Source organism: Paraburkholderia phenoliruptrix (assembly GCF_902859825.1).
Classification (GTDB): Bacteria; Pseudomonadota; Gammaproteobacteria; order Burkholderiales; family Burkholderiaceae; genus Paraburkholderia; species Paraburkholderia phenoliruptrix.
This window is the reverse complement of record NZ_CADIKB010000018.1, coordinates 38,880-65,535: the sequence shown is the minus strand read 5'-3', so window position 1 is coordinate 65,535 and position 26,656 is coordinate 38,880. Positions and strand designations below refer to the sequence as shown.

Annotated in this window: 25 protein-coding genes; 14 read left to right on the top strand and 11 right to left on the bottom strand. The window is 64.6% G+C overall.

Going from position 1 to position 26,656, the window contains the following annotated elements:
• Positions 1 to 79: 79 nt before the first annotated feature.
• The 4 genes from HV711_RS18610 (at position 80) to HV711_RS18595 (ending at position 6,057) form a co-directional block, all read left to right on the top strand.
• Positions 80 to 3,082, top strand: coding sequence for a ribonucleoside-diphosphate reductase subunit alpha (locus HV711_RS18610; protein ID WP_035484288.1), 3,003 nt, complete (start codon positions 80 to 82; stop codon positions 3,080 to 3,082).
• A gap of 654 nt (positions 3,083 to 3,736) precedes the next feature.
• Positions 3,737 to 4,969, top strand: a complete 1,233-nt coding sequence (locus HV711_RS18605) for a ribonucleotide-diphosphate reductase subunit beta (protein WP_028362445.1) — start codon at positions 3,737 to 3,739, stop codon at positions 4,967 to 4,969.
• Between the two features lie 86 nt (positions 4,970 to 5,055).
• Positions 5,056 to 5,382, top strand: coding sequence for a hypothetical protein (locus HV711_RS18600; RefSeq protein WP_013589659.1), 327 nt, complete (start codon positions 5,056 to 5,058; stop codon positions 5,380 to 5,382).
• A 30-nt stretch (positions 5,383 to 5,412) separates the two neighbouring features.
• Complete coding sequence (locus tag HV711_RS18595) at positions 5,413 to 6,057, top strand: histone H1-like DNA-binding protein (protein WP_013589658.1); 645 nt, start codon at positions 5,413 to 5,415, stop codon at positions 6,055 to 6,057.
• Between the two features lie 36 nt (positions 6,058 to 6,093).
• On the opposite strand, the gene HV711_RS18590 is transcribed toward HV711_RS18595, so the two are convergent.
• From HV711_RS18590 to HV711_RS18540, 11 genes are all read right to left on the bottom strand, one after another.
• On the bottom strand, positions 6,094 to 6,273 hold the full coding sequence (locus tag HV711_RS18590) for a hypothetical protein (RefSeq protein ID WP_175145191.1): 180 nt from the start codon (positions 6,271 to 6,273) through the stop codon (positions 6,094 to 6,096).
• 52 nt (positions 6,274 to 6,325) lie between these two features.
• Positions 6,326 to 6,802 (bottom strand): outer membrane lipoprotein, encoded by a 477-nt coding sequence (locus tag HV711_RS18585; protein ID WP_013589657.1) that lies wholly within the window; start codon positions 6,800 to 6,802, stop codon positions 6,326 to 6,328.
• Between the two features lie 25 nt (positions 6,803 to 6,827).
• A complete protein-coding gene (locus HV711_RS18580) occupies positions 6,828 to 7,766 on the bottom strand; it encodes a carbohydrate kinase family protein (RefSeq protein WP_035484286.1) in 939 nt (312 codons plus the stop codon).
• Between the two features lie 96 nt (positions 7,767 to 7,862).
• Positions 7,863 to 8,363, bottom strand: a complete 501-nt coding sequence (gene tpx, locus HV711_RS18575) for a thiol peroxidase (protein WP_013589655.1) — start codon at positions 8,361 to 8,363, stop codon at positions 7,863 to 7,865.
• 73 nt (positions 8,364 to 8,436) lie between these two features.
• Positions 8,437 to 9,771 (bottom strand): zinc-ribbon and DUF3426 domain-containing protein, encoded by a 1,335-nt coding sequence (locus tag HV711_RS18570; RefSeq protein WP_035484284.1) that lies wholly within the window; start codon positions 9,769 to 9,771, stop codon positions 8,437 to 8,439.
• 48 nt (positions 9,772 to 9,819) lie between these two features.
• Positions 9,820 to 10,722 carry a 50S ribosomal protein L11 methyltransferase gene (prmA, locus tag HV711_RS18565; RefSeq protein WP_013589653.1) on the bottom strand — a complete coding sequence of 301 codons (903 nt, stop codon included), beginning with the start codon at positions 10,720 to 10,722 and terminating at the stop codon, positions 9,820 to 9,822.
• 3 nt (positions 10,723 to 10,725) lie between these two features.
• A complete protein-coding gene (gene accC, locus HV711_RS18560) occupies positions 10,726 to 12,093 on the bottom strand; it encodes an acetyl-CoA carboxylase biotin carboxylase subunit (protein ID WP_013589652.1) in 1,368 nt (455 codons plus the stop codon).
• Positions 12,094 to 12,237: 144 nt separating this feature from the next.
• Positions 12,238 to 12,717 (bottom strand): acetyl-CoA carboxylase biotin carboxyl carrier protein, encoded by a 480-nt coding sequence (accB, locus tag HV711_RS18555; RefSeq protein ID WP_013589651.1) that lies wholly within the window; start codon positions 12,715 to 12,717, stop codon positions 12,238 to 12,240.
• Between the two features lie 68 nt (positions 12,718 to 12,785).
• Positions 12,786 to 13,241, bottom strand: a complete 456-nt coding sequence (gene aroQ / locus HV711_RS18550) for a type II 3-dehydroquinate dehydratase (RefSeq protein WP_013589650.1) — start codon at positions 13,239 to 13,241, stop codon at positions 12,786 to 12,788.
• Between the two features lie 194 nt (positions 13,242 to 13,435).
• Positions 13,436 to 14,014, bottom strand: a complete 579-nt coding sequence (locus tag HV711_RS18545) for a TlpA family protein disulfide reductase (RefSeq protein WP_028362451.1) — start codon at positions 14,012 to 14,014, stop codon at positions 13,436 to 13,438.
• 9 nt (positions 14,015 to 14,023) lie between these two features.
• Complete coding sequence (locus HV711_RS18540; protein ID WP_013589648.1) at positions 14,024 to 14,677, bottom strand: hypothetical protein; 654 nt, start codon at positions 14,675 to 14,677, stop codon at positions 14,024 to 14,026.
• 269 nt (positions 14,678 to 14,946) lie between these two features.
• On the opposite strand from HV711_RS18540, the gene mpl reads away from it, so the two are divergent.
• The 10 genes from mpl to HV711_RS18490 all read left to right on the top strand — a co-directional run bounded on the left by mpl (position 14,947) and on the right by HV711_RS18490 (position 26,593).
• Positions 14,947 to 16,341 carry a UDP-N-acetylmuramate:L-alanyl-gamma-D-glutamyl-meso-diaminopimelate ligase gene (mpl, locus tag HV711_RS18535; RefSeq protein WP_013589647.1) on the top strand — a complete coding sequence of 465 codons (1,395 nt, stop codon included), beginning with the start codon at positions 14,947 to 14,949 and terminating at the stop codon, positions 16,339 to 16,341.
• Positions 16,338 to 16,976, top strand: a complete 639-nt coding sequence (locus HV711_RS18530; protein WP_013589646.1) for a YqiA/YcfP family alpha/beta fold hydrolase — start codon at positions 16,338 to 16,340, stop codon at positions 16,974 to 16,976. The genes mpl and HV711_RS18530 overlap by 4 nt, the downstream gene beginning before the upstream one ends.
• Positions 16,977 to 17,162: 186 nt before the next feature.
• The gene (locus HV711_RS18525; protein WP_035484282.1) at positions 17,163 to 19,301 is read left to right on the top strand and encodes a ribonuclease catalytic domain-containing protein; all 2,139 of its coding nucleotides are present in this window, start codon (positions 17,163 to 17,165) and stop codon (positions 19,299 to 19,301) included.
• A complete protein-coding gene (gene aroE, locus HV711_RS18520) occupies positions 19,298 to 20,161 on the top strand; it encodes a shikimate dehydrogenase (RefSeq protein WP_035484281.1) in 864 nt (287 codons plus the stop codon). The genes HV711_RS18525 and aroE overlap by 4 nt, the downstream gene beginning before the upstream one ends.
• 49 nt (positions 20,162 to 20,210) lie before the next feature.
• Positions 20,211 to 20,933, top strand: a complete 723-nt coding sequence (gene mtgA, locus HV711_RS18515) for a monofunctional biosynthetic peptidoglycan transglycosylase (RefSeq protein WP_013589643.1) — start codon at positions 20,211 to 20,213, stop codon at positions 20,931 to 20,933.
• Positions 20,934 to 21,929: 996 nt separating this feature from the next.
• Entirely contained in the window at positions 21,930 to 22,910 is a 981-nt protein-coding gene (locus HV711_RS18510) for an IclR family transcriptional regulator (RefSeq protein ID WP_028362788.1), read from the top strand.
• On the top strand, positions 22,907 to 24,016 hold the full coding sequence (locus tag HV711_RS18505) for a 2-dehydro-3-deoxygalactonokinase (protein WP_035484279.1): 1,110 nt from the start codon (positions 22,907 to 22,909) through the stop codon (positions 24,014 to 24,016). Before HV711_RS18510 ends, HV711_RS18505 begins: the two co-directional genes overlap by 4 nt.
• A 9-nt stretch (positions 24,017 to 24,025) precedes the next feature.
• Positions 24,026 to 24,706 carry a 2-dehydro-3-deoxy-6-phosphogalactonate aldolase gene (locus tag HV711_RS18500; protein WP_035484277.1) on the top strand — a complete coding sequence of 227 codons (681 nt, stop codon included), beginning with the start codon at positions 24,026 to 24,028 and terminating at the stop codon, positions 24,704 to 24,706.
• The gene (locus HV711_RS18495) at positions 24,703 to 25,479 is read left to right on the top strand and encodes an SDR family oxidoreductase (RefSeq protein WP_035484275.1); all 777 of its coding nucleotides are present in this window, start codon (positions 24,703 to 24,705) and stop codon (positions 25,477 to 25,479) included. Before HV711_RS18500 ends, HV711_RS18495 begins: the two co-directional genes overlap by 4 nt.
• Before the next feature lie 115 nt (positions 25,480 to 25,594).
• Entirely contained in the window at positions 25,595 to 26,593 is a 999-nt protein-coding gene (locus HV711_RS18490) for an arabinose ABC transporter substrate-binding protein (RefSeq protein WP_013589637.1), read from the top strand.
• The last annotated feature ends 63 nt before the right edge of the window (positions 26,594 to 26,656 follow it).

Here is a 26,656-nt window from a genome sequence, read left to right as displayed (position 1 = left end):
GCTTGCGCACGCGGCGGCGCAGCGTTCGTTTTAATCCGCGGCACTCGCCGCAACATTTCCAGGACCAGGAGCTTTGCACATGCAAACCACCGACAATGTGACGACCCGGTATGAGGGATCGCCGACTGGCCAGGCTTTCGGCCAGGCACAAGGCGCTCAGGCGCTCGCGCCGCAAGCGACCTATGCCGACTACAAGGTGATCCGCCGTAATGGCAGCGTCGTGTCGTTCGAGCCGTCGAAGATTGCCATCGCCGTGACGAAGGCCTTCCTCGCCGTCAACGGTGGTCAAGGCGCGGCGTCGGCACGCGTGCGCGAACTGGTCGAGCAACTCACGCAGAACGTGGTGCGCGCGCTGTTGCGCAGCCGTCCGAACGGCGGCACGTTCCATATCGAAGACATTCAGGATCAGGTCGAACTCGCGCTCATGCGCGGCGGCGAGCACAACGTCGCGCGTGCCTACGTGCTGTATCGCGAGAAGCGCACCCAGGCGCGCGGTCACGACGAGCAGGCGGCGGCGAGCACGCCGGGCCTGAGCGTCACCGACAACGGCGTCACGCGTCCGCTCGACATGGCGGCGCTGCGTGGCATCATCGAGTCGGCTTGCGCGAATCTGGGCGACGCCGTCAGCGCCGAGCCGATCGTCGCCGAAACGGTGAAGAACCTGTACGACGGCGTGCCGATGAGCCAGGTCTACGACTCGGCCATTCTCGCCGCGCGCACGATGATCGAAAAAGATCCGGCCTACAGCCAGGTCACCGCGCGCATTCTGCTGCACACCATCCGCCGCGAGATTCTCGAAGAAGAAGTGACGCAAGCCGAAATGGGCGAGCGTTACGCCGAATACTTCCCGCAGTTCATCAAGCGCGGCGTGCAAGCGGAACTGCTCGACGACAAGCTCCTGCAGTTCGACCTGAAGCGTCTCGGCGCCGCGCTCGACGCGAACCGCGACCTGCAGTTCGGCTACCTCGGTCTGCAAACGCTGTATGACCGTTACTTCCTGCATCACGACGGCGTGCGTATCGAAATGCCTCAGGCATTCTTTATGCGTGTTGCGATGGGTTTGTCGCTGAACGAGATCGACCGTGAAGCGCGCGCCATCGAGTTTTACAACGTGCTGTCGAGCTTCGACTTCATGTCGTCCACGCCGACGCTGTTCAACTCGGGCACGCGCCGCTCGCAACTGTCGTCGTGCTATCTGACGACGGTCGACGACGACCTCGACGGCATCTACGAAGCACTGAAGGAAAACGCGCTGCTCTCGAAGTTCGCCGGCGGCCTCGGCAACGACTGGACGCGCGTGCGCGCGCTCGGCTCGCACATCAAGGGCACCAACGGCAAGTCGCAAGGCGTCGTGCCGTTCCTGAAGGTCGTCAACGACACGGCCGTGGCCGTGAACCAGGGCGGCAAGCGCAAGGGCGCGGTGTGCGCGTACCTGGAGACGTGGCACCTCGACATCGAAGAATTCCTCGAGCTGCGCAAGAACACGGGCGACGACCGTCGCCGCACGCACGACATGAACACGGCGAACTGGATTCCCGACCTGTTCATGAAGCGCGTGATGGAAGGCGGCGACTGGACGCTGTTCTCGCCGTCCACCTGCCCGGATCTGCACGACAAGTTCGGCGCCGAATTCGAAGCGGCTTACACGGCTTACGAAGACAAGGTCGCGCGCGGCGAAATCAAGCTGTTCAAGAAGATTCCGGCGGCCCAGCTGTGGCGCAAGATGCTCGGCATGCTGTTCGAAACCGGCCACCCGTGGATCACGTTCAAGGATCCGTGCAATGTGCGCTCGCCGCAACAGCACGTGGGCGTCGTGCACTCGTCGAACCTGTGCACCGAAATCACGCTGAACACGAGCGACGCCGAAATCGCCGTCTGCAACCTGGGCTCGGTGAACCTCGTCGCGCATCTGAAGGAACAGGCCGACGGCACGCTCGCGCTCGACCACGACAAGCTGAAGCGCACGGTCAGCGTCGCGATGCGCATGCTCGACAACGTGATCGACATCAACTACTACGCGGTGGCGAAGGCGCGTAACTCGAACCTGAAGCACCGTCCGGTCGGCATGGGCATCATGGGCTTCCAGGACTGCCTGCATCTGCTGCGCACGCCGTACGCGTCGGAAGAAGCGGTCAAGTTCGCGGACACGTCCATGGAAGCGGTCTGCTACTACGCGTACTACGCGTCGACGGAACTCGCGCAGGAGCGCGGCCGCTACTCGAGCTACCGCGGCTCGCTGTGGGATCGCGGCATCCTCCCCCAAGACTCGGTCAAGCTGCTCGCCGAAGCGCGCGGCGGCTATGTCGAAGTGGATTCGAGCGAGTCGATGGACTGGACGGAGCTGCGTTCGCGCATCGCCACCTACGGCATGCGCAACTCGAACTGCATCGCGATCGCGCCGACGGCGACCATCTCGAACATCATCGGCGTGTCGGCCTGCATCGAGCCGACGTTCCAGAACCTGTATGTGAAGTCGAACCTGTCGGGCGAATTCACGGTCGTCAACGACTACCTGGTTCGCGACCTGAAGGCACGCGGCCTGTGGGACGAGGTGATGGTCGCCGACCTGAAGTACTTCGACGGCACGCTCTCGCGCATCGACCGCATTCCGGCCGACCTCCGCGCGATCTACGCGACCGCGTTCGAAGTCGATCCGAAGTGGCTCGTCGAAGCGGCTTCGCGCCGTCAGAAGTGGATCGACCAGGCGCAGTCGCTGAACATTTACATGGCGGGTGCATCGGGTAAGAAGCTCGACGAGATCTACAAACTTGCGTGGGTGCGCGGCCTGAAGACCACGTACTACCTCCGCACAATGGCGGCCACGCACGTCGAGAAATCGACGGTGGCTCACGGCGCGCTCAACGCGGTGAGCTCGGGCGGCGGCGAAGGTGCCGGTGGCGCCGGCGGTATCAGCGGCGGCGCGGCAGGTGGCTTCGGCGTGAGCGGTGGTGCTGGCGGCCTGCAGGCAGCAGCGGCAGCAGTGCCGGCTGTTGCAGTCGAAGCAGCGCCTGAAGCGGACGGTCCCGTGTGCATGATGCGTCCGGGCGACCCCGGCTTCGACGAGTGCGAGGCTTGCCAGTAAGCGGCGAGCAGCAGGCAGGTTCGTTGTTTGCTGACGGGTTCTAGGTAATCACCCGCATGCAGCAGCAACGAACCTCGCAGAGATGACGCAGAAGTCATTCGACGAGCGGCGCGGCAAGCGCGATGCTGAAGTCAGCAGGAAGTGAAAGCCGCACCGCTCATCGTCGGACAGTGCAGTAGCGAAGCAACGAGTCGGCGTGTGATGAAGCGCGCAAGCCGACAGCAGACTGCAACACCCCGGCGCTTCGGCAACGCGTCGTCAACGCTTCGGTGAACGGAGCAGGGAACCGGGCAAGCCCGCCAAGCAAGCGGAGCAGGCAAGCTTGCCGGCCACATGCCTCGCCCGACGCTGCGTTGAACTTCAACTCACTCACGCGGACGAACCGGCAACGTGCAGCACACGCGGCAAGAGCACTCGCGCAATACAGATAGATAGAGCAGCGAAACGACGCTTGAACACGTTGCTCTCCGAGCTCGCGAAGTACCTCGACGACACACGTTCAACACGCCTCACATGAGGTGATGCGCACACTACGTTGAACAAAGTGTTGTATGAACGTAGCAACGCGAATCGAAAACAGGATTTTTCGCAAGCGGACTCTTTTATCGCTCGTGAAAAGATGGTACAAACCGTTCTAAATTGATGGTGACATTTATGCTCAACTGGGATGACGAGATCACTGCCGTAACTCCCTCGAGCGCTACGCAACAGAACGTGTTGCGCAACGCTGCGGGACCGGCTGTCGGTTCGCAAGTCGGAACGCGTTCCGCTCCTCATGCTCCCTCGGCTCAAGACATCTTCGCGAACGACATCGCTGTCGCTCCCGTTGCCACCGCGGCGCGTGCTGCCGGAACCGCTGCTGTTTCCGAAGCGCGGGTCAATGTCGCCGACAAGCGCATCATCAACGGCCAGACCGACGTCAATCAATTGGTGCCGTTCAAGTACAAGTGGGCGTGGGAAAAGTATCTGGCTGGTTGCGCCAACCACTGGATGCCGCAAGAAGTGAACATGTCGCGCGACATCGCCCTCTGGAAAGACCCGAACGGTCTGACCGAAGACGAGCGCCGCATCGTCAAGCGCAACCTGGGCTTCTTCGTGACGGCCGACTCCCTCGCCGCCAACAACATCGTGCTGGGCACCTACCGCCACATCACGGCGCCCGAATGCCGCCAGTTCCTGCTGCGCCAGGCGTTCGAAGAGGCGATCCACACGCACGCATACCAGTACATCGTCGAATCGCTCGGTCTCGACGAAGGCGAGATCTTCAACGCGTATCACGAGGTTCCCTCGATCCGCGCGAAAGACGAATTCCTCATTCCGTACATCCACGTCCTGACCGATCCGGCCTTCAAGACCGGCACGCTCGAAGCAGACCAGACGCTGCTGCGCTCGCTGATCGTGTTCGCCTGTGTGATGGAAGGCCTGTTCTTCTACGTCGGCTTTACGCAAATCCTGGCGCTGGGCCGCCAGAACAAGATGACCGGCGCGGCGGAGCAGTACCAGTACATCCTGCGCGACGAGTCGATGCACTGCAACTTCGGCATCGACCTGATCAACCAGATCAAGCTCGAAAACCCGCAACTCTGGACGGCTGAATTCCGCGCGGAGATCCGCGAGATCTTCCAGCAGGCGGTCGAACTCGAATATCGTTACGCAGAAGACACGATGCCGCGCGGGGTGCTCGGCCTCAATGCGTCGATGTTCAAGAGCTATCTGCGCTTCATCTGCAACCGCCGTTGCCAGCAGATCGGTCTCGATCCGCTGTACCCGAACGAGGAAAACCCGTTCCCGTGGATGAGCGAGATGATCGACCTGAAGAAGGAGCGCAACTTCTTCGAGACGCGTGTTATCGAATATCAGACTGGCGGCGCGCTGACCTGGGAGTAAACCGGGTCCGTGCTGTGATGCATTCATCGATGGGGATGCCGTCGGCCTCCGGCTGCGGCAATTATGTTTAGGAGCTGAACCGCCTGATGCAAAGCGTGCCCCGTGCGCCGCGTGCCTTCGCGGCCCACAAACATGACCGGCACTTTGCGAACCCTTCAGTGGGATGGGCAAACTTCCCCCCGGAAAAAGCCGTCGGCGTGATCGCCGTCGGCTCGATCAAGCAATTGCCGGCGTTGAAACCCAACGCCGATGACATTTGGCGCGCGGTGCCTTCGGGCACGGCGCGCCTTACCGCATTCATTAGCGTAAGCGCGCAGCACCTGCGTACGCCGATGAATAGCCCGCTTCGTAGCGCGCGCCCTGAGAAGCGTCCGCGGGAAGCGGGTTTTGACGAAGGGTGTAGTTTGAACTGACTCTCATCTGAAAACCTGAAGGAGAAAATGATGGCAACTGCAAAGAAAGCCGCCGCTAAGAAGCCTGCAGCGAAGAAGGTCGCAGCCAAGAAGGCAGCTCCGGCGAAGAAGGCCGCACCGGCCAAGAAAGTAGCAGCGAAGAAGGCAGCGCCGGCCAAGAAGGTCGCAGCGAAGAAGGCAGCGCCGGCGAAGAAGGTTGCAGCGAAGAAGGCTGCACCGGCTAAGAAGGCCGCAGCGAAGAAGGCAGCACCGGCCAAGAAGGTAGCCGCGAAGAAGGCAGCACCGGCCAAGAAGGCTGCAGCGAAGAAGGCAGCACCGGCCAAGAAGGCGACTGCGAAGAAGGCCGCGCCCGCGAAGAAGGCTGCTGCGAAGAAGGCCGCGCCCGCGAAGAAGGCTGCTGCGAAGAAAGCCGCGCCTGCGAAGAAGGCCGCTGCCAAGAAGGCCGCGCCTGCGAAAAAGGCTGCTGCTAAAAAAGCTGCGCCTGCCAAGAAGGCTGCTCCTGCGAAGAAGGCCGCCGCTCCTGCGAAGAAGGCTGCCCCTGCGAAGAAGGCTGTCGCCAAGAAGGCAGCGCCTGCACCCGCTGCGACTTCTGTTTCGAGCGCGCCGGCGGCGACGGTGAAGACCGCGCTGAACCCGGCAGCGGCATGGCCGTTCCCGACGGGCAGCCGTCCGTAATCGGACGACAGGCAGTAGCAGCACTTCGGCACATCGTTAGGTGTGCCGGATGACCGAGTGGCGCTTGATGCAGTCTTGCGAGCGCCACGCGGTCAGAATCCCGTTGCCGGTTTCCGGCCGCGGGATTTTTTTTCGCCACTCGAACACGTCGAGCGTGGAGCGCCGCGTGACGCGAAAAGCGTCGGCGAAAAAAAACGCATGCACAGGGGAGGGCATGCGTGTGAGGTCGATGCGGCCGCGTCAGGCTGGCCGCTCGAGAGGGGAAAACTTAGTGCGTCACGCGCGTGACGCCGCCGCTGGAGAGCAGCCGGACGCGGTCGCCGGCGCGGAAAATTTCGCCCGTGGCGCTTTGCGTGATGGCGCGAATATCGCCGTTGTCGAGCCGCACGGTGATTTCCAGACCGTCGCGCACGGCGACGCTGTTCTCGACCGAATTGCCGGCCACCGCGCCCGCCAGACCGCCGATGATGCCGGTCACGATCGAGCCGCGTCCGCCGCCGATCGCGCTGCCGGCCACCGCGCCCAGGGCGCCGCCGCCGATCGCACCGAGGCCGCTCGGCTGACCGTTGTTCGAACTGATCTTGACTGCGCGCACACTGTCGACCGTGCCCATGCGGACCGTTTCCTCGCGCTGCGCCTGCGACGCCGTGTAGACGTCGGCAGAGCTGCTGTTATACGCACACCCCGACATGGCCAGCGAACCGGCAATCAAGGCGGCCACTATCAGGCGACTCGTTGTTCTCATTCCCTAACTCCAATAGCTTGCGGTATTACGGCAGGTCGTACCCGAACGCCTGCTTGAACCGTTCGTTGATCCGCGCCCGGGTGGGCGCATAATTTTGCGGACCCTGGTGTTCGATCTTCAGCGCGCCCATCAGGCTCCCGAGACGGCCGGTGGTCGCCCAGCCGAGCTTCTTTTCGATGCCGTACAGCAAACCGCCGCGGAACGCGTCGCCGCATCCGGTCGGATCGAGCACCTGTTGCGCCTTGACGGCCGGAATCTGCTCGACGCCGCCCGCGTGATGAATCTGCGCACCGTGTTCGCCGAGCGTGACGATGAGCGCCTCCACTTTGCCGGCGATCTCCTCGATCGACCAACCGGTCTTGTTGCTCACGAGCTTGGCTTCGTAATCGTTGACAGCTACGTAAGTCGCAAGTTCAATCATGCGCCGCAGTGCAGCACCGTCGAAGAGCGGCAGGCCCTGGCCCGGATCGAAAATGAACGGCACGCCGGCGGCGGCCAGATGTTCCGAATGTTGGACCATGCCGTCGTAGCCGTCCGGCGCGACGATGCCGAGCGTGATGCCCTTCGCTTCGTCAGCGCGGTTCAGATGCGACTGCATCATCGCGCCCGGATGGAACGCGGTGATCTGATTGTTCTCCAGATCGGTGGTGATCATGGCCTGCGCGGAGTAGGTGCCCGGCACGACCAGCACGTTTTCCGTGGACAGCCCCAACTGCGTGAAGCGGTCCATGTAGAGCTGCGCGTCCACCTCGCCGAGCGTGCCCATGATGCGCGCGTCGCCGCCCAGCAGATTCAGCGAATAGGCGATGTTGCCCGCGCAGCCGCCGAACTCGCGGCGCATGGTCGGCACGAGAAAGCTCACGTTCAGGATGTGAACCTGCTCCGGCAGGATGTGCTCCCGGAACCGGCCTTCGAAGGTCATGATGTTGTCGTAGGCGAGCGAGCCGCAAATCAGCGTAGCCAAGGCGAGCGTTCCTGTAAAAAACTGTGGAGAAATGGAAGTGACGATGTGACAGCGCCGCGCGTTGAGCGCGGCGCCGGGTCGTCCTACGCTGAAGTTTTACTTCAGCGCGGCAAGTGCAGCGTCGTAGTTCGGTTCGTTCTTGATTTCGCCGACCAGTTCCGCGTGCACGACTTTGTCGTTTTCGTCGATCACGACGACGGCGCGCGCCGTCAGACCCGTCAACGGGCCGCTCGTCACGTCGACGCCGTACGCCTGGGCGAATTCGTGGCCGCGGAAGGTCGAGGCCGTCACGACGTTTTCAATGCCTTCGGTCGTGCAGAAGCGCGAGGCGGCGAACGGCAGGTCGCCCGACACGACGATCACGGCCGTGTTGCTGAGCTTCGCGGCAGCTTCGTTGAACTTGCGGGTGGAGGTCGCGCAGGTCGGCGTGTCGAGGCTCGGGACAATGTTGAGCACCTTGCGCTTGCCGGCGAAATCGGCGAGCGACAGCGGCTTCAGGTCCTTGCCGACCAGCGAGAAAGCAGGAGCGGTCTGTCCGACCGACGGGAACGTGCCGGCTACTTCGATCGGGTTACCACCCAGCGTGACTTGACTCATGTTGTTGTGCTCCGAAAGTTCGTCAGTGATGACGGTGAACGCGCCCGGTTCGAGCCGGGCACGCGGGGATGCGTTACGGATAGAAAATCTGTACGCGGAAATTCGAGGCGACCGCGTTGCCGGTGTCGAGGCGCACGATCATGGTTTGCGTCATGTGCGGCGGCAGGCCGGCCGCGATCGGCGTGCCAGGCGGCACGTAGTCTTGCGGAAAGAGCACGCGGCGCAGCGCAATGTTGTTCTGGTCGTCAAGCAGCGTGAGTTCGATTGCCGGATAGGCGAGCGCGACGTTGAAGCGGTTGCGCAGCGGCATGCGCAACTCGAGCTTGTGCGGCCCGTCGACCTGGCGCAGATCGGACGGCTCGACCTGGAGACCGTCGATGTCGTGCGGCGCCGTGATCTGGCAGCCGAGCTGCGCGCATGCCTTCGCGTACAACGCCTGCGTGCTCGGCAGATAGACGAGCACGGTTTCGCGCTGCCACCACGCGAGCTGCGCAAGCAGGGCGATCACGAGCAGTCCCGCCGCCACCGATCCGCCGATGATCCACGCAAGACGCTGCGGCTCGGCCGGACGCGTTTCGCGCACCACCGGAAACGGATCGGCGTCGTCGTTCACGGGGTTCACCGAGAACGGCTCGCCGCCCGGCGTCGCAGCCGCACGTGCCGGCCCGCGCAGGTCCGGATCGTCCAGATGCGGATGCGGATGCGTCGTGCCGAGGCCGGCCGCACCTACGCCGGTGGTGCCGAAATGCGGTTCGTTGTCGGGAAATCCGTGGAAGCTCGTCGGTTCATTGAACACCGGTTCGTCGGCCGGAGAGCCAGCGAGGCGCTCCGTTTTATGCCAGACGCGCGGAGCTTCGTCGGCGGACGGCTTGCTGGTTGGTTCGCTTGTTGGCTCATTCGCCGGCTCGTCCTCGTACGCGAAGGGTTCGAGCGGCGCGTCCGCAAGCACGGGCTCGTGGTCGGGCCGAGCTGCGGCACCTGAAGCGCCTGACGCACCTGACGCCCCGGCGGACAACTCCGGACCGGCTGCCGCGCGGCCCGGCGCAGCGGGCGTGGGGGCGTCCGCGCGGGCGCCGGTGTAGCGCGGCCCGGCTGAAACGTTCTCCGCGTTATGACGGAAGCGTTCCTCGAAAAGCGGCGTGGGCCGGGGCGCCCAGGGATCCCACGCGGCGGGGCTGAAGTCGGCGCCGCTCGGCCGCGTGCCGGAAAGCGCCTCCATGGCCGCCGCGGCGGACACGTGTCTGGCAGTGGAAAAGTCGCCGCCTTCGCTGATGTCGTAGAGGCTGCCGGATGCGTCGAATACTTCGTGGCATTGCCCGCAACGCACGAGGCCGCGACGCAGCGCGAGCTGCGTGGGTTGCAGGCGGAAAACGGTTTCGCAGAAGGGGCAGCGCGTCGCCAGAAGCATATTGAGCCGGTTAGCCGCGAGGCTGTTGGTTGGACAATACGCCTTATTCTAATGGCTTTCGCGGCGCGTTCCCGTTAAGCATACCCAGCCTTCGTGTTCGCGCCATACGCCGATGTCGATCCAGCGCGCGTACACCTGCGCGACCTCGTCGGCTTGTCGCGCCAGGATGCCCGACAGTGCGATGCGACCGCCCGGCTTGACCTTCGACGACAGCATCGAGGCCATCAGCTTGAGCGGATTGGACAGGATATTGGCGACCACGATCTCGAATTCGCCGGCCGGACACGCGTCGGGCAAGCCATAGGTGACTTCCGCGCGGTTGCGCTCGCTGTTGTGACGCGCGGACTCGACAGCCTGCGGGTCGATGTCGACGCCGAACACCGGATCGGCGCCGCATTTTTTCGCGAGAATCGCGAGGATGCCCGAGCCGCAGCCGTAGTCGAGCACCGATTGTCCCGGCTGCACGGCTTGCTCCAGCCATTCCATGCAAAGACGCGTGGTCGGATGGCTGCCCGTGCCGAAGGCGAGGCCGGGATCGAGTTCGAGCACCAGCGCGTTCGGGTCCGGCGCGTCATGCCACGACGGCACCACCCAGATGCGCTCGCCAATCGGAATCGGATCGAATTGCGACTGCGTGAGCCGCACCCAGTCCTGTTCCTCGACTTCGCGCACGCTGAAGGGCGGCGCCTCGGCGAGGCCGATTTCGTTCGACGCGGCGGCAAGCAACACCGCCGGCTCGTGCTCCGGCGCGAGCAAGGCGATCACGCGCGAGCGCTGCCACGCGGTGCGTTCGGGCGTGAGACCGGGCTCGCCGAAGAGCGGTTGCTCGTCGGGCGTGTCGGCGTCCGCATCTTCGACGGACACGGACAGCGCGCCCAACTCGAGCAGCGCGTCGGACAGTTCCTCCGCGTGCTCGCGTGCCAGTTCGGCGACCAGTTCCCGGTAACTCATGACTTACGCTTCTTCCGGCGCGGCCTGCTGCTTCGCGGCCAACCGGTTTTCGAGGTAGTGAATGCTCGTGCCGCCTTCGACGAACTTCGCATCCAGCATCAATTCGCGATGCAGCGGGATGTTCGTCTGAATGCCTTCCACAACCATTTCGGAGAGCGCAATGCGCATCCGCTTGATCGCCTGCTCGCGCGTCGCGCCGTAAGCGATCAGCTTGCCGATCATCGAATCATAGTTCGGCGGCACGAAATAGCCATTGTAGGCATGCGAATCGACGCGAATGCCGGGGCCGCCCGGCATGTGCCACGACGTCAAACGTCCCGGCGACGGAATGAACTTGAACGGATCTTCAGCGTTGATCCGGCATTCGATGGCATGGCCCTTGAACACGATGTCGCGCTGACGGAAGGCGAGCTTTTCGCCGGCCGCGATGCGGATCTGTTCCTGGACGATGTCGACGCCCGTGATGAGTTCCGTCACCGGATGCTCGACCTGCACGCGCGTGTTCATCTCGATGAAGTAAAACTCGCCGTTTTCGTACAGGAACTCGAACGTACCGGCGCCAAGATAGCCCATCTTCTTGCAGGCGTCCGCGCAACGATCGCCGATGCGGTCGATCAGACGGCGCGCGATACCCGGCGCCGGCGCTTCTTCGATCACCTTCTGATGACGGCGTTGCATCGAGCAGTCGCGCTCGCCGAGCCAGATTGCGTTCTTGAACGAATCGGACAACACCTGAATTTCGATGTGCCGCGGGTTCTCCAGGAATTTCTCCATGTAAACCTGCGGATTGCCGAATGCACGGCCCGCTTCTTCGCGCGTCATGTTGACCGCATTCACGAGCGCCGCTTCCGTGTGGACGACGCGCATGCCGCGGCCGCCGCCGCCGCCCGCTGCCTTGATGATCACCGGGTAGCCGATCTGGCGGGCAATTTTCACGACTTCCTTCGGATCGTCGGGCAATGCGCCTTCCGAACCGGGCACGCAGGGCACGCCGGTCTTGATCATGGTCTGCTTCGCCGTGACCTTGTCGCCCATCATGCGGATGGTTTCCGGACGCGGGCCGATGAAGGTGAAGCCGGACTGCTCGACACGCTCGGCAAAGTCGGCGTTTTCGGACAGAAAGCCGTAGCCGGGGTGAATCGCTTCGGCGTCCGTGACTTCCGCCGCGCTGATCAGCGCCGGCATGTTCAGGTAGCTCAGATTGGAGGGCGCCGGGCCGATGCAGACCGCCTCGTCGGCGAGCTTCACGTACTTGGCTTCCTTGTCGGCTTCCGAATAGACGACGACCGTCTTGACGCCGAGTTCGCGGCAGGCGCGCTGGATGCGAAGCGCGATCTCGCCACGATTGGCAATAAGGATTTTTTCAAACATAGCGGGTTTTCGACTCATCAGTGGGCGCCGGGTCGTTCACAACACCGGCTGCCTCAGAGGATCGGGCGCGCGCTCCGTGCAACAGAGAGGGCTCGTGCACGGGCGCGCGGGCGGCATGCGCGCGAAAGGCGATGCGCGCCGCGTTTAACCGACCACGAACAGCGGCTGGCCGTATTCCACTGCCTGGCCGTTTTCGACGAGGATTTCCTTCACGACGCCGGACTTGTCCGACTCGATTTCGTTCAGCAGTTTCATTGCTTCGATAATGCAGATCGTCTGGCCTTCCTTGACCGTGTCGCCGACCTGCACGAACGGATCGGCACCCGGCGACGGCGCACGGTAGAACGTGCCGACCATCGGCGACGTCACCACGTGGCCTTGCGGAGCCGCGGCGGCCGGGGTGGCGGGTGCGCCTGCTGCGGCGGCTGCGGGCAGTGCTTCGCCGCCGTTGGCGGGCGCGGCTTGCGCGAACTGCTGCGGCGCGTACGAGGCGGACGGTTGCACGTAAACCGGCGGCGCATTCTTGACGATGCGGACCTTGCCTTCCCCCTCAGTCACTTCGAGTTCGGAGATACCCGACTCCGAGACGAGGTCGATCAGAGTTTTCAGTTTACGTAGATCCATCAGGAAGCCCCTTTCAATGCGTGGATGCCGGCGCGCGTGCGGCCGGCGCAATTAGACGTGTTGTTGATTCAGGCCCGCGACGAGCCGGCGGCGAGCCGGTCGAGCGCGAACTCCAGTGCGTACAGATAGCCCTTCCAGCCGAGGCCGCAGATCACGCCCTCCGCCTGGTCGGAGAAATACGAGTGATGCCGGAACGGTTCGCGACGATGCACGTTCGACAGATGAATCTCCACGAACGGAATGCCGACGCCCGCCAGTGCGTCCCGGATCGCCACGCTCGTGTGCGTGTACGCGGCCGGGTTGATCAGAATGAAATCGGTCTTTTCAGTTCGCGCGGATTGAATGCGATCGACGAGTGCGCCTTCGTGATTGCTCTGGAACGACGCGAGCTCGACGCCGGCGTCGGCCGCGCGGTCGGCGAGCGCCTGATCGATCTGCGGCAGAGTCACGCGGCCGTAGACCTCGGGTTCCCGGGTGCCGAGAAGATTGAGGTTGGGGCCGTGGAGTACCAGCAGTCGCGTCATGGTCGCTTCTTTTTCCGTGGAATTGGGCGCACTTTAGCGCTGATTAGAGAAACTTGTCTAGTTTCATGCACGGACGAAGCACCGCAAGCCGTTTTTTGGCATCTTGGCGGCGGTCCAACTTCTACGAATTGCCAGCGATTTGCGCTCAATTTTGCGCGTTTCCGCAGCAAACCAACGTGAAAAGATTGTGAAATCTAGAGCGCGTCGAGGGTTTGTTTCAGTATTTTTGGATCGATCTGGCCCAATTTTGTCGAACGAATATCGCCCTTTGCGTCGATCACGACGGTGAACGGCAGGCCGCCCGCCGTGTTGCCGAAGGCTCGCGCGAGATCGGCGCCGCCAAAACCGGTTACGTACACTGGATAGGCCACTTTCACCTTCTGCAGGAAAGTCTGGACGTTTTTCTCCGAATCCACGCCAAGTCCAACGAACTGGATGCCTTTGTTCGCATAGTCGCGCTGAAGCTGCGACAGCGCCGGCATTTCCTCGACACATGGGCCGCACCAGGAGGCCCAGAAGTTGACGACGATTGGGCGTCCTTTGAACACAGTCAGCGATTCGGGCTTGCCGCCGGCCGTCGTTACGGGCGCCGCCCAGAGCTGCGCGACGGCGCTTTCCCTGTAGGCCGGCTGGCCGCCGTGCGCGACTTTGCTGACGCCGTCGTTGTCGCTCCGGCTGGGGGCATTGCCGTTCAGCCAGTGGTAAGCCAGCATGCCACTCGCGGCAGCAATCACGGCGACGACCGCGCCGAACAGAATCCGTCTCAAGTTCATGATGCGAATTTAATTAGTGGAAGGAGCGACGCCGCTGCTGTCGAGAAGCGACTGGACCGCCTGCAGGTTCGCCCGCGCCGTGCGTCCGCGCGCGTCGGCCTTCACCGCGCCGCGGAGGTCGTCCGATTCGTACAGCGCGACGTGCACCCCGACGGGTTCTGAGTCGCGCCCTTCGCTCGGCGGGCGCCACAGGAAACTGAGCGTTTCGACGTAGCCGCGCCCAGCAAAATGGCGCGTTTCCGACACGTCGTACTGAATATTCGCGTTCAGAAAGTAGATGGCGACTTCTTTCGGGTTGTCGCAGAACACCTGAAGGTGAATGTCGGAGTGTTCCCCTGCCGTGCCGCCGAGCACGGCGCCCGTCAGATAGGGATTGAACGGCGCGAGCCGCTCCATCCATTCCACTGCGATACGGCGCAGACGCCGCAGCAACGCCGGTTGACTGTCGCCTTGAAAGATCGACTGATATTCGCGGATTTCTTCCTCGATCTGGTCGTTATCGGGCAGCCATTCCCCCGCGACGCGGCTTTCCCCCACGACCTGCCTGGCCGCCTTGCGCTTGGCCGTGGCATAGTCGAGACCGTCTTCCGCGATGAGCCGCGCAGCCGCGATGGCGATTTCTTCACGCACGCGCTGCGGATCAAAATGTGATTTGCGAACCATCCGTCCATCATACTAGAGATTGATGACAGCCCTTTCTGGCGGCTCGGAGCGGCTGCCCGCGGCGCTCCCGGCGGCCGAGAGCGCTTAGGCGTTCGGGAGGCGTCGGTTACAATAGCGTGCTTTGCGGGAAGCCGTTCCGGCTGCCCGCTCATCTCACATCCCTCACAGGAAAGCGCCGGCCAGCCGGGTTTTTCTGGCCCTCCCGGGTCTGGCGAAACGCCGGAGAAGGGGCTCTTCCAGGAATAACGCCCGCGCGGCACGACAGGCTTATGCACATCCACATCCTCGGTATCTGCGGCACGTTCATGGGCGGTCTCGCGGTCCTCGCGCGCGGCGCGGGCCACACGGTGACGGGCTGCGACGCCGGCGTCTATCCGCCCATGAGCACGCAGCTCGAGGCGCAAGGCATCCGGCTCATCGAGGGCTACGACGCGCAACAGCTGAACGGTCTGAACGCCGACCTGTTCGTGGTCGGCAACGTGGTGTCGCGCGGCAATCCGCTCATGGAAGCGATTCTCGACCGCGGCCTGCCGTACGTGTCCGGTCCGCAATGGCTCGGGGAACACGTGCTAAACGGCAAATGGGTGCTGGCGGTGGCCGGCACGCACGGCAAGACGACCACGAGCTCCATGCTGACGTGGCTGCTGGAAGACGCCGGTCTGAACCCAGGCTTCCTGATTGGCGGTGTGCCGCTGAACTTCGGCGTGTCGGCGCGGCTCACGGATTCGAGCTTCTTCGTGATCGAGGCGGACGAGTACGACACCGCCTTCTTCGACAAGCGCTCGAAGTTCGTCCACTACCGGCCGAAAACCGCCGTCCTGAACAACCTGGAGTTCGATCACGCCGATATCTTCCCGGATCTCGCCGCGATCGAGACGCAGTTTCATCATCTGATTCGCACTGTGCCGCGGATTGGCCGGGTGGTGACCAATGGCCGCGAAGATGCGCTCGAGCGCGTGCTGACGCGCGGTTGCTGGAGCGAAGTGGAACGCTTCGGCGTGCAGGGCGGCTGGGAAACCCAACCTGCGGAAGACGGTGTGCCCGTCGACGAACGCTTTGCCGTGTACCACAACGCCGAGCGCGTGGGCGTGGTGGAGTGGCAAGTGCAGGGCGAACATAACCGCATGAACGCGCTCGCCGCCATTGCCGCCGCGCGCCATGTGGGCGTGCCGCCGGCGCAGGCGGCCCGGTCGCTGGCGAGCTTTCGCAACGTGAAGCGGCGCATGGAAGTGCGCGGCAGCGTGGACGGCGTGACTGTATACGACGACTTCGCCCATCATCCGACTGCGATCGACACCACCGTGGCCGGTCTGCGCGCGCGCGTGGGCCGCGACAACACGCGCATTCTCGCCGTGCTGGAGCCGCGCTCGAACACCATGAAGCTCGGCGTCATGAAGGCGCAATTGCCGGGCAGTCTCGCCGACGCCGACCTCGTGTTCGGCTACGGCGCGCCGAGCGGCCGCGACGCGCTCGGCTGGAACCTGGGCGAAGCGCTCGCGCCCTTGGGCGCCAAGGCGCAAGCCTTCGACAATCTGGACGCGCTCGTCAAGGCCGTGGTTCACGCCGCGCGCCCCGGCGACCAGATTCTCGTGATGAGCAACGGCGGCTTTGGCGGCGTGCATCAGAAGCTGCTCGACGCCCTCTCCGCGCGAGGCGCCACGTGATTCTCTATTTGCACGGTTTTCGGTCTTCGCCCAATTCGTTCAAGGCGCGCCTCCTGGCGGCGCGGCTCGCCGAGCTGGGCCGCGCCGACGAATGGTGCTGCCCAATGCTGCCGGTTTCGCCGTTCGAGACGGTTGCGCTTGTGGAGTCGCTGGTGGCCGCCGCCGGGGCCGGGCACGACACAACGCGCGACACAAAGCACGACCCCAGCGGCGTGACGGTGATAGGCAGTTCGCTTGGCGGCTACTTCGCCACTTATCTGGCGGAAAAGCACGGCTGGCCGGCGGTGCTGCTGAACCCAGCCGTGGTGCCGCAGCGCGACCTGAGCGCCTATCTCGGTGAGCAGCCGCTGTGGCATGGCGGCGGCAGCATCGTCGTCGAGCCGCATCATCTTGACGAATTGCGGGCGCTCAGTGTGACAGCGATCACGCGTCCCGAACGTTATTATTTGCTGGCCGCAACCGGCGACGAAGTGCTCGACTACCGCGAAATGCTCGCGCACTATCCCGGCGCGCGGACTACGCTGATCGAAGGCAGCGACCATGCGATCAGCGAATTCGCCGACTACCTCGACGACGTGCTGGCCTTCTGCGACGCCGGGCACGAAGAGCCGCCGGCGCCGCGCGAAGCGGCCTGAACACAAGGAAGCACCCGCAGCGCACCTAACCGGCGCGGTGCTGAAAGCCGGCCGTCCGACAGCGGAAACGCCGCCGGTCATCAGAATTCATGCCGCCTGCGCGCCGTGGCGCGCGGCGGATTCATCATCACGAACACGTTGCCGTGCCGCCCGCGCCGGCGCATGCAAGTCAGACGAGAGTATTGAGTGAACGTTTTCTTCGAGGAATCGGGCAGTTTCAAGGCCGGCAGCGTGCTGTCGCGCCAGGGCGATGCGTTTCAGGTCGAGTTGCCGGGCGGCCGGCGCGCGAAGGTGCGCGCGAAAGACGTGCTGATCGAGTTCGAAAAACCGGGCGCGGCCGAACTGATGCAGGAGGCGGACGCCGTCGCGCAGGACATCGATCTCGACTTCCTGTGGGAATGCGCGCCCGACGAGGAGTTTCCGTTCGCCACCCTGGGCGCGGAATATTTCGGCGAGCGCTTCGGCCCGACCGAGCGCGCGGCGCTGGTGCTGCGCATGCATGGCGCGCCGGTCTATTTCCGTCGTAAGGGCCGCGGCATGTATCAGCGCGCTCCGCAGGAGCAGCTGAAAATGGCGCTCGCCGGTCTGGAGCGCAAGCGCCAACAGGCGCTCGTGCAGCAAGGCTACGAGGAAGAGCTGAAGGCCGGCCGCCTGCCCGAGGCCTTCAGCGGCAAGACGGCGCTCGCCTTGCTCACGAAGCCCGACAAGAACACCATCGAATACAAGGCGCTGGAAGCCGCGGCGGCCGCGCGCGGCATTTCGCAGGCGCGTCTGATGCTGGAATGCGGCGCGATTCCGTCGGCGCGCGCGCTGCACGAGGCGAAATTCCTCGCGGAGTTTTTCCCGCACGGCACCGGCTTTCCGCCGGTTACGCTCGGCGGCTTGCCGGACGATCTGCCGAAGGCGGAGGTCCAGGCGTTTTCGATCGACGACATTACGACCACTGAAATCGACGACGCGTTTTCCGTCGAACATCTCGCGGACGGCCGCGTGCGGATCGGCGTGCACATCGCCGCGCCGGCGCTCGGCATTCAGCGCGGCGACGAGATCGACGCGATCGCACGCGCGCGTCTGTCGACGGTCTACATGCCGGGCGACAAGATCACGATGCTGCCCGACAGCGTCGTCGACGCGTTCACGCTCGCGGAGGGCGGCTTGCGCCCCGCGCTGTCGCTGTATGTGATCGTCAACCGCGAGACGCAGGAAATCGTTGCGAGCGAAACACGCGCCGAACGCGTGTTCGTGAAGAACAATCTGCGGCACAACACGCTCGACGAACTCGTCACCGAAGAAGCGCTCGCCGCCGGCACGGGCGACTATCCGCACAAGGACGACATTGCCGTGCTGTGGCCGTTCGCGCAGGCACTGTTCGAAAAGCGCCAGGCCGCGCGCGCGGGCTACGGCCTGCGCCGCGAAGTGCAGCGCAATACCGACTTCAACTTCTACGTGGACGGCGAGCACATCACGATCACCCCGCGCCGGCGCGGGTCGCCGCTCGACACGATCGTCGCGGAACTGGCGATTCTCGCGAACTCCTCGTGGGGCGCGTTTCTGCACGATCATGGCGTGCCGGGCATTTATCGCACGCAGCGGGCGTTCGGCGCGCCGACCGGCCCCAAGCGCACGCGCATGCAGACCAATGCCGCGCCGCACGAAGGGCTCGGCGTCACGCAATACGCGTGGAGCACGTCGCCGCTGCGCCGTTATGTCGATCTGGTGAATCAGTGGCAGCTGCTCGCGTGCGTGCAGCACGGCGTGACCGCGAAGCTGGCCGCGCCGTTCAAGCCGAAAGACGCCGACCTGTTCGCCGTCGTGCAAGGTTTCGACGATACCTACAGTGCCTACGCCGATCACCAGCGCCGCATGGAATATTTCTGGTGCCTGCGCTGGCTCAAGCAGGAGAACAGGAAGCAGGTGGTGGCGTCGGTCGTGAAGGGCGATCTCGTGCGGCTCGAAGAGATTCCGCTGCTGCTGCATGTGCCGGGCCTCGGCGTGCATGCGCGCGGCACGCGCCTGCAAATGGAAGTGATGTCGATTGACGAGTTGACGGTCGAGGCATCCGTGCGTCTTCTGCATGTGCTGGATGCGCCGACTGTCACGAGCGGCAGCGAAGCGGACGAGGCCGACGAAGGTGAAGAGGACGAGATCGTCGACGCATCGGACGAAAGTGCCGAGAGCGAAGCTGAGGCACAGGCCGAAGCCGCTGTCGAGTCCGACAGCGACGAGAATGGCGAAGCGAAAGACGACAGCGACGCCGACAGCGCGCCCGGCGGCGAGGGCACGAATGCCGCCGCTGGGCAACACATCACGGAACCGGGGCGATGAGCGGTACTAAGACGAAAGACCGTTATGCGGTGATCGGCAATCCGGTCGGCCATAGCAAATCGCCGTTCATTCACAGCCGCTTTGCCGCGCAGACGGGCGAGCCGGTCGAGTACGGCGCGTTGCTCGCGCCGGTGGACGCGTTCGTGCCGCACGTGCGCGCGTTCATCGAAGCGGGTGGCCGCGGCCTGAACGTGACGGTGCCGTTCAAGCTCGACGCGCACGCTTTCGCCGATACGCTGTCGCCGCGCGCGGCCGCGGCCGGCGCCGTCAATACGCTGCGCGTCGATTCGAACGGCGTCTACGGCGACAACACGGACGGCTTCGGGCTCGTGCGCGACATCGAGGTCAATCTCGGCGTGCCGCTGAAGGGCGCGCGCATTCTGCTGCTCGGTGCCGGCGGCGCGGCGCGCGGCGTGGTGCTGCCGATGCTCGAGCGCGTGCCGCATTCGCTCACCATCGTCAACCGCACGGGCGCGAAGGCCGAAGCGCTGGTCGACCAGTTCGCGCAGGCTGCGCGCGACGCCGGCTGCCGCCTCACCGGCGGCAACGCACGCGCAATCGAGCCGGGGGCGTACGGCGTGATCGTCAATGCAACGGCGGGCAGTCTGGAGGCGTCGGTGCCGGAATGCGACGACGGCGCGTTCGGCACCGGCACGCTTGCGTACGACATGATGTACGGCGCGCATCCGACCGTGTTCATGGAGCACGCGCAGAAGCTCGGCGCGCGAGGCGCCGACGGCCTCGGCATGCTCGTCGAGCAGGCGGCCGAATCGTTTTATGTGTGGCGCGGCGTGCGGCCCGACGGCGCGCCGGTGCTCGCGGAACTGCGCGCGCTGTTGAGCGCGCCGTCGCACGCCTGACGCGCGAAGTTCGCGACATCACCGCATTCCCACGAGGCCTGAGACCACGATGACAGCAACGCGGCGCGCGAGCCGGCCCGGTCCGGCGCGATGGATCGGTTATGGGGTCGCCGTGCTGGTGTTCGCGTGGCTCGCGACACAGGTGTATTACTTCGCGCAGATCGCGGTGTGGAACTACGTGAATCCACGTTCGACGGCTTACATGCGCTCGGACGCGTGGCGCCTGTCGCGCGAGCGGCCCGATCTCGCGATCCGGCGCACGTGGGTGCCGTATGAGCAGATCTCGCGCAATCTGAAGCGGGCGATCATTGCCTCGGAAGACGCGAATTTTGTCAACAACAACGGCTACGAAACCGACGCGATTCTGCAGGCGTGGGAGCGCAACAAGACGAAGGGCAAGATTGTGCGAGGCGGCTCGACGATCACGCAGCAACTCGCGCGCAACCTCTTTTTGTCGCGCGAAAAAAGCTATATCCGCAAGGGGCAGGAGCTGATCATTACGTGGATGCTGGAGACCTTGATGGACAAGGAGCGCATCTTCGAGATCTACCTGAATTCCGTCGAGTGGGGCAATGGCGTGTATGGCGCCGAGGCGGCGGCGCGGTATTACTACAGGACGTCGGCGAGCGCGCTGACGGCGGCGCAGTCGGCGCGGCTCGCGGTGATGCTGCCGCAGCCGAGGTATTTCGATGAGCATCGCGGGTCGAGGTATCTGGCGGCGAGGTCGCGGGTAATTGCCGGGAGGATGGGGGCGGCGGAATTGCCCGAGTGAGCCTGCGGCGCGCTTTTGGTTTTTTCTTGTTTTAAAAGCCTTGGCCTTTCCTTGAATTCACGGTGGTCTATCGGTGTTGCCCCTGTGCGGGGCGGCACCTACTTTCTTTGCCGCCGCAAAGAAAGTAGGCAAAGAAAGCGGGCTCAAACCGCCAGCTCATAAGTGGGGCCCCTGGCTCGGAGGGGGCAGTGGTGCATCTGGAATCCGTGCCCTCGCACATCCGGACTTAGTGACAAGGCCGTCATTCTTCCGGCGACGCTGCGCGCGCCGCAGCGGTCGTTCTCAACACCACCCTCCGTTGAACGGCTCCCCGTTCTGTTTGGTTTCCTGATCATTTTGTATGTCAGTTGCGCCGGTCCCTAGCCAGGACGCGCGCCGATTGCGCTTCCACAAAACCCGGCGCTGCCCTCCCTAAGACCCATCAGCACCTCGCCGAGGCGCAGCCGACGGCCCCACCGCGTGTAATCGCGAGCGACTGGGTCGGGCCCGACCCTTCCGGCGAGCACGCAGTGCGAGGCGGGAAGCATGACTGCCTTGTCACTGAGTCCGAATGTGCGAGGGCACCGATTCCAGATGCACCACTGCCCCCTCCAAGCGAGGGGCCCCACTTATAAGCTGGCGGTGTAAAGCCGCTTTCTTTGCCTACTTTCTTTGCGGCATGCAAAGAAAGTAGGTGCCGCCCCGCACAGGGGCAACGCTAATAGACCACCGTGAACTCAAGGAAAGGCCAAGGGAGTCCAAAGAACCCCACGGCAGCAAAAAAATCCCATTATCTGACCACACCCATCACATATTGGAGCTTTCTCAAAAACCGCCCTACAATCCACTGCAACAAGCAGACACCGCTCTGCAAGAGCAAAAAACAACACGGAGACAAAGCCAAATGCCGACCCGAACCGCCAGGCAGCACGTCCGCGCCCGCACCGTCGCGCGCACCCAAGGCCCGCTCTCCGGCCCCGCGCTGTAAGCGCAGAAACCACCGAAAAGCGAATCGCCATGAACAAAGCGATGCCCCATCACGCCGAAAGCCCGGCGCAAGCCGATCTGGCGCCGCGTGCCGATCATGCGTCGAGCGCCGCGCCGCGTACCACGGCCGCAGCGAGCGCGAGAGCGCCCCGCGCCGCGGCGCAGCCCGCCGTCGTCAACGAAATCGCGCTGCCGAGCACGTTGCTCGACATCACGCCGCAACAGGCCGGCACCCAGACGCTCCTGCGCGGTCTCGCGATTCTGGAGGCGGCCGCTGCCGGCGTGCGCGATCTGCGCACCTTCGGCGCAGCGCTCGGCACGACGCGCAGCACGACGCATCGGCTGGTGAGCAGCCTCGTGCAGGCGCGCTACCTGCGCCAGGTGCAAGGCGGCTATCTGCTGGGTCCCAAGCTGATCGAACTCGGCACGATCGCGCTCGAGCAGATGCCGCTGACCGCGGTCGCGCGTCCGCATCTCGAATCGCTCGCTGAACAGACGCTCGACACCATTCACCTCGGCGTGCGCGACGGCGACGACGTGCTCTATATCGACAAGATTCCCGGCACGCGCGGCCTCGAAATGCGCTCGCGCGTCGGTCACCGCATGCCGCTCGCGTCGACCGGCATCGGCAAGGCCATGATGCTCGACCTCAAGCCCGAGCTGTGGCAGTCGCTTTTCGACGCCTCGCGCCGCGCGCTCGCGAGCGTCACGTTCAAACCCGACAACCGCCCGGACGCACAGACCTTCATGCAGCGCATGACGAATTACGCTGCCGGCGGCTACACGTTCGACCTGGAGGAGAACGAAGCGTCGATCCGCTGCGTCGCGGCTCCGGTGCGCGATGCGTCGGGCGCGATCGTCGCGGCGCTGTCAGTGGCGAGCACGATTCCCTACATGTCGCTGGAACGCATGGACGAGCTCATTCCGGTGGTGCAGCGCGAAGCGCGCGCGATCTCCGAAGAACTCGGCTGGCGCGCCCCGCAACCCACAACCCGCAGGATCAAGCGATGAAACAGGCGGGTTCTCCCACTCCGTCGAACGCAGAGGTCGCAGCCGGCGCCGCCGGAGTCAACGCAAAACCGGGCGCCGACGCAGAACGCAGCGGTCAGGCGGCCCTGATTGGGCTCGACTGGGGCACGACGTCGCTGCGCGCGTATCTCTACGACGCGTCCGGCAACGTGCTGGCGACGCGCGCATCGACGGCCGGCATCATGAATCTGCCGCGCAGCGCCGAACAGGGCGGTTTCGACGCGGCTTTCCAGGACGCCTGCGGCGCCTGGCTCGACGCCGCGCCCGGCACCCCGGTGATTGCGGCCGGCATGGTCGGCAGCGCGCAAGGCTGGCTCGAAGCGCCCTATGTGGAAACACCCGCGAGCGCCGACGCGCTCGCGGCCGGCATCGTGCGTGTGCAGGCGGCGTGCGGCGCGACGCTGCACATCGTGCCCGGCGTACTGCAACGCAGCGAATTGCCCAACGTGATGCGCGGCGAAGAAACGCAAATCTTCGGCGCATTGGGTCAGGACCTCGACCGCACGGACGACGGCAAACGCGCACTGATCGGCTTGCCCGGCACGCACGCCAAATGGGCCGTGGTGCAGGGCGGCCGCATCGAACGTTTTCATACTTTCATGACCGGCGAAGTGTTCGGCGCACTGCGCGAACACACGATTCTCGGACGCACGATGGTCACGCCGGATCGTCCGGACTCCGAAGCGTTTTTGCGCGGCGTCGCCATCGCTCGTGAAAAGGGACAGGCGGGCGTGCTCGCCACGGTCTTCAGTTCGCGCACGCTCGGTCTGACGGGGCAGCTTTCGCGCGAGCAGCAGCCCGATTATCTGTCCGGCCTGCTGATCGGGCACGAGCTGGCCGGTCTCGAGGCCGTGCTGGCGCAGCAGCACAGTTCGCTCGCGGGCCAGAGCCTGCGCCTCATCGGCAACGAGGCGCTGTGCGAGCGCTATCGCGTCGCGCTCGCACAGTTCGGCTGCACCCAGGCCGAGCTCGTCAGACATGCGACCGAGCGCGGCTTGTGGCGCGTCGCCTCAGAGGCGGGGCTCGTCGAGCCGGTCGCCCACGCGGCGCGCGCCGGCGAGGCTGCCGCGCCGTCATCCACGAAATAGGGAACCGACATGCAACCTCACATCAATCTGCCCGCTCCGTACATGCCGCATGCGGGTTTGATCGCGGCGTTCGAGGCATGTCCGCTGATCGCGATCATGCGAGGCGTGACGCCCGCCGATGCGGCCGAGCACGGTCAGGCGCTGTACGAGGCCGGCTTTCGCATCGTCGAGGTGCCGTTGAATTCGCCGCAGCCGTTCGACAGCATCGCCGCGATCCGCAAGGCGCTGCCCGCCGATGCGATCGTCGGTGCCGGGACGGTGCTGCATCCGAGTTTCGTCAAGGACGTGAAGTCCGCGGGCGGCGAACTGATCGTCATGCCGCATAGCGACCCGGAAGTGGTCGGCGCGGCCAAAGCGCAAGGCATGGCGTGCGCGCCGGGCGTGGCGACGCCGACCGAGGCGTTCATCGCGCTGAAGAACGGCGCCGACGTGCTGAAGATGTTCCCCGCCGAGCAGCTCGGCTGCCAGGTCCTGAAGGCGTGGCGCGCGGTGATCGCGGCGCAGGTGCCGCTCGTGCCGGTCGGCGGCATCACGCCGGACAACATGGGGCCGTTTCTGAGCGCGGGCGCCAACGGCTTCGGGCTCGGTTCGGCGCTGTACAAGCCCGGCCAGAGCGCGGCCGTGACGGCCTCGCACGCGAAGGCGTTCATCAACGGATTGCGCGTTGCCCGCGCGGGTGCAAAGAAATGACACGGCTTGCCGGCAAAGTCGCCTTGGTCACCGGCGCCGGCCGCGGCATCGGCGCGGCGATCGCGCTTGCGTTTGCTCGCGAAGGCGCGGCGGTGGCGCTTGCCGAACTCGACTTCGACACCGCGCGGCAGACGGCCGAGCAGATCCGCTCGGAAACCGGTGCACGCGTGCTCGCCGTGCAGACCGACGTGACGCAATCGGCGTCGGTTCAGCACGCCGTGAGCGAAGCGGAGAGCGCGCTCGGCCCCGTCGACGTGCTGGTGAACAACGCGGGCATCAACGTCTTTTGCGACCCGCTCACGATGACCGACGACGACTGGCGCCGCTGCTTCGCGGTCGATCTCGACGGCGTCTGGAACGGTTGCCGCGCGGTGCTGCCGGGCATGGTCGAGCGCGGCGCGGGCAGCATTGTGAATATCGCGTCGACGCATGCGTTCAAGATCATTCCGGGCTGCTTTCCGTATCCGGTCGCGAAGCACGGCGTGATCGGCCTCACGCGCGCGCTCGGCATTGAATACGCGCCGCGCAACGTCCGCGTGAATGCCATTGCGCCTGGCTATATCGAGACGCAATTGACGCACGACTGGTGGAACGAGCAGCCCGATCCGGCTGCGGCAAGACAGGCCACGATCGATTTGCAGCCGATGAAGCGCATTGGCCGCCCGGAAGAAGTGGCGATGACAGCGGTGTTCCTCGCATCGGACGAGGCGCCCTTCATCAACGCGACCTGCATCACCGTGGACGGCGGACGCTCGGTTCTGTACCACGACTGAAGAAGACAACGCAGCACCGTTTCACCGGACGACGCGCTGGCCGCGTGTGTCACAACCGGTACAAGAAGACGCGGCCGATACCTTCTCGTTATCAATTAGTCAGGAGACACACAACATGAAACGCAGAATTTTCCTCACGCTGGCAGCAGCGGCGGCGGGTGTGCTTTTCAACGCACCGGTCGCGCAAGCCGCCGACCCGGTCAAGATCGGTTTCCTCGTGAAGCAGCCGGAAGAACCGTGGTTCCAGGACGAATGGAAGTTCGCCGAAATCGCCGCCAAGGAAAAGGGCTTCACGCTCGTGAAGATCGGCGCGCCGTCGGGCGAAAAAGTGATGAGCGCTATCGACAACCTGTCGGCGCAAAAGGCGCAGGGCTTCGTGATCTGCACGCCTGACGTGAAGCTCGGACCGGGCATCGTCGCCAAGGCGAAGGCCGACGGCCTGAAGATGATGACCGTCGACGACCGTCTCGTGGACGGCGCGGGCAAGCCGATCGCGTCGGTGCCGCATATGGGCATCTCCGCGTACAACATCGGCAAGCAGGTCGGCGACGGCCTCGCCGCCGAAATCAAGAAGCGCGGCTGGGACATGAAGGACGTCGGCGCGATCGACGTGACGTACGAACAGCTGCCGACCGCGCATGACCGTACGAGCGGCGCCACCGACGCACTGCTCGCCGCCGGCTTCCCGAAGGCCAACGTGATCGCCGCGCCGCAAGCGAAGACCGACACGGAAAACGCGTTCAACGCCGCCAACATCGCGCTCACGAAGAACCCGCAGTTCAAGCACTGGGTGGCGTACGGCCTGAACGACGAAGCCGTGCTCGGCGCGGTGCGCGCAGCGGAAGGCCGCGGCTTCAAGGCCGACAACATGATCGGCATCGGCATCGGCGGTTCGGATTCGGCGCTGAACGAGTTCAAGAAGCCGAACCCGACGGGCTTCTTCGGCACGGTCATCATCAGCCCGAAGCGTCACGGCGAGGAAACCTCCACGCTGATGTACGACTGGATCACGCAAGGCAAGGCACCGCCCCCGCTTACGCTGACGACCGGCATGCTGGCCACGCGTGAGAACGTCGGCGAAGTGCGCGAGAAGATGGGTCTGGCTTCGAAATAAGCGCAACGCGACGAAGTGAACTGCCGGCGCGCCGCTTTTTTCGCGCGGCTGCGCCGGCAACAG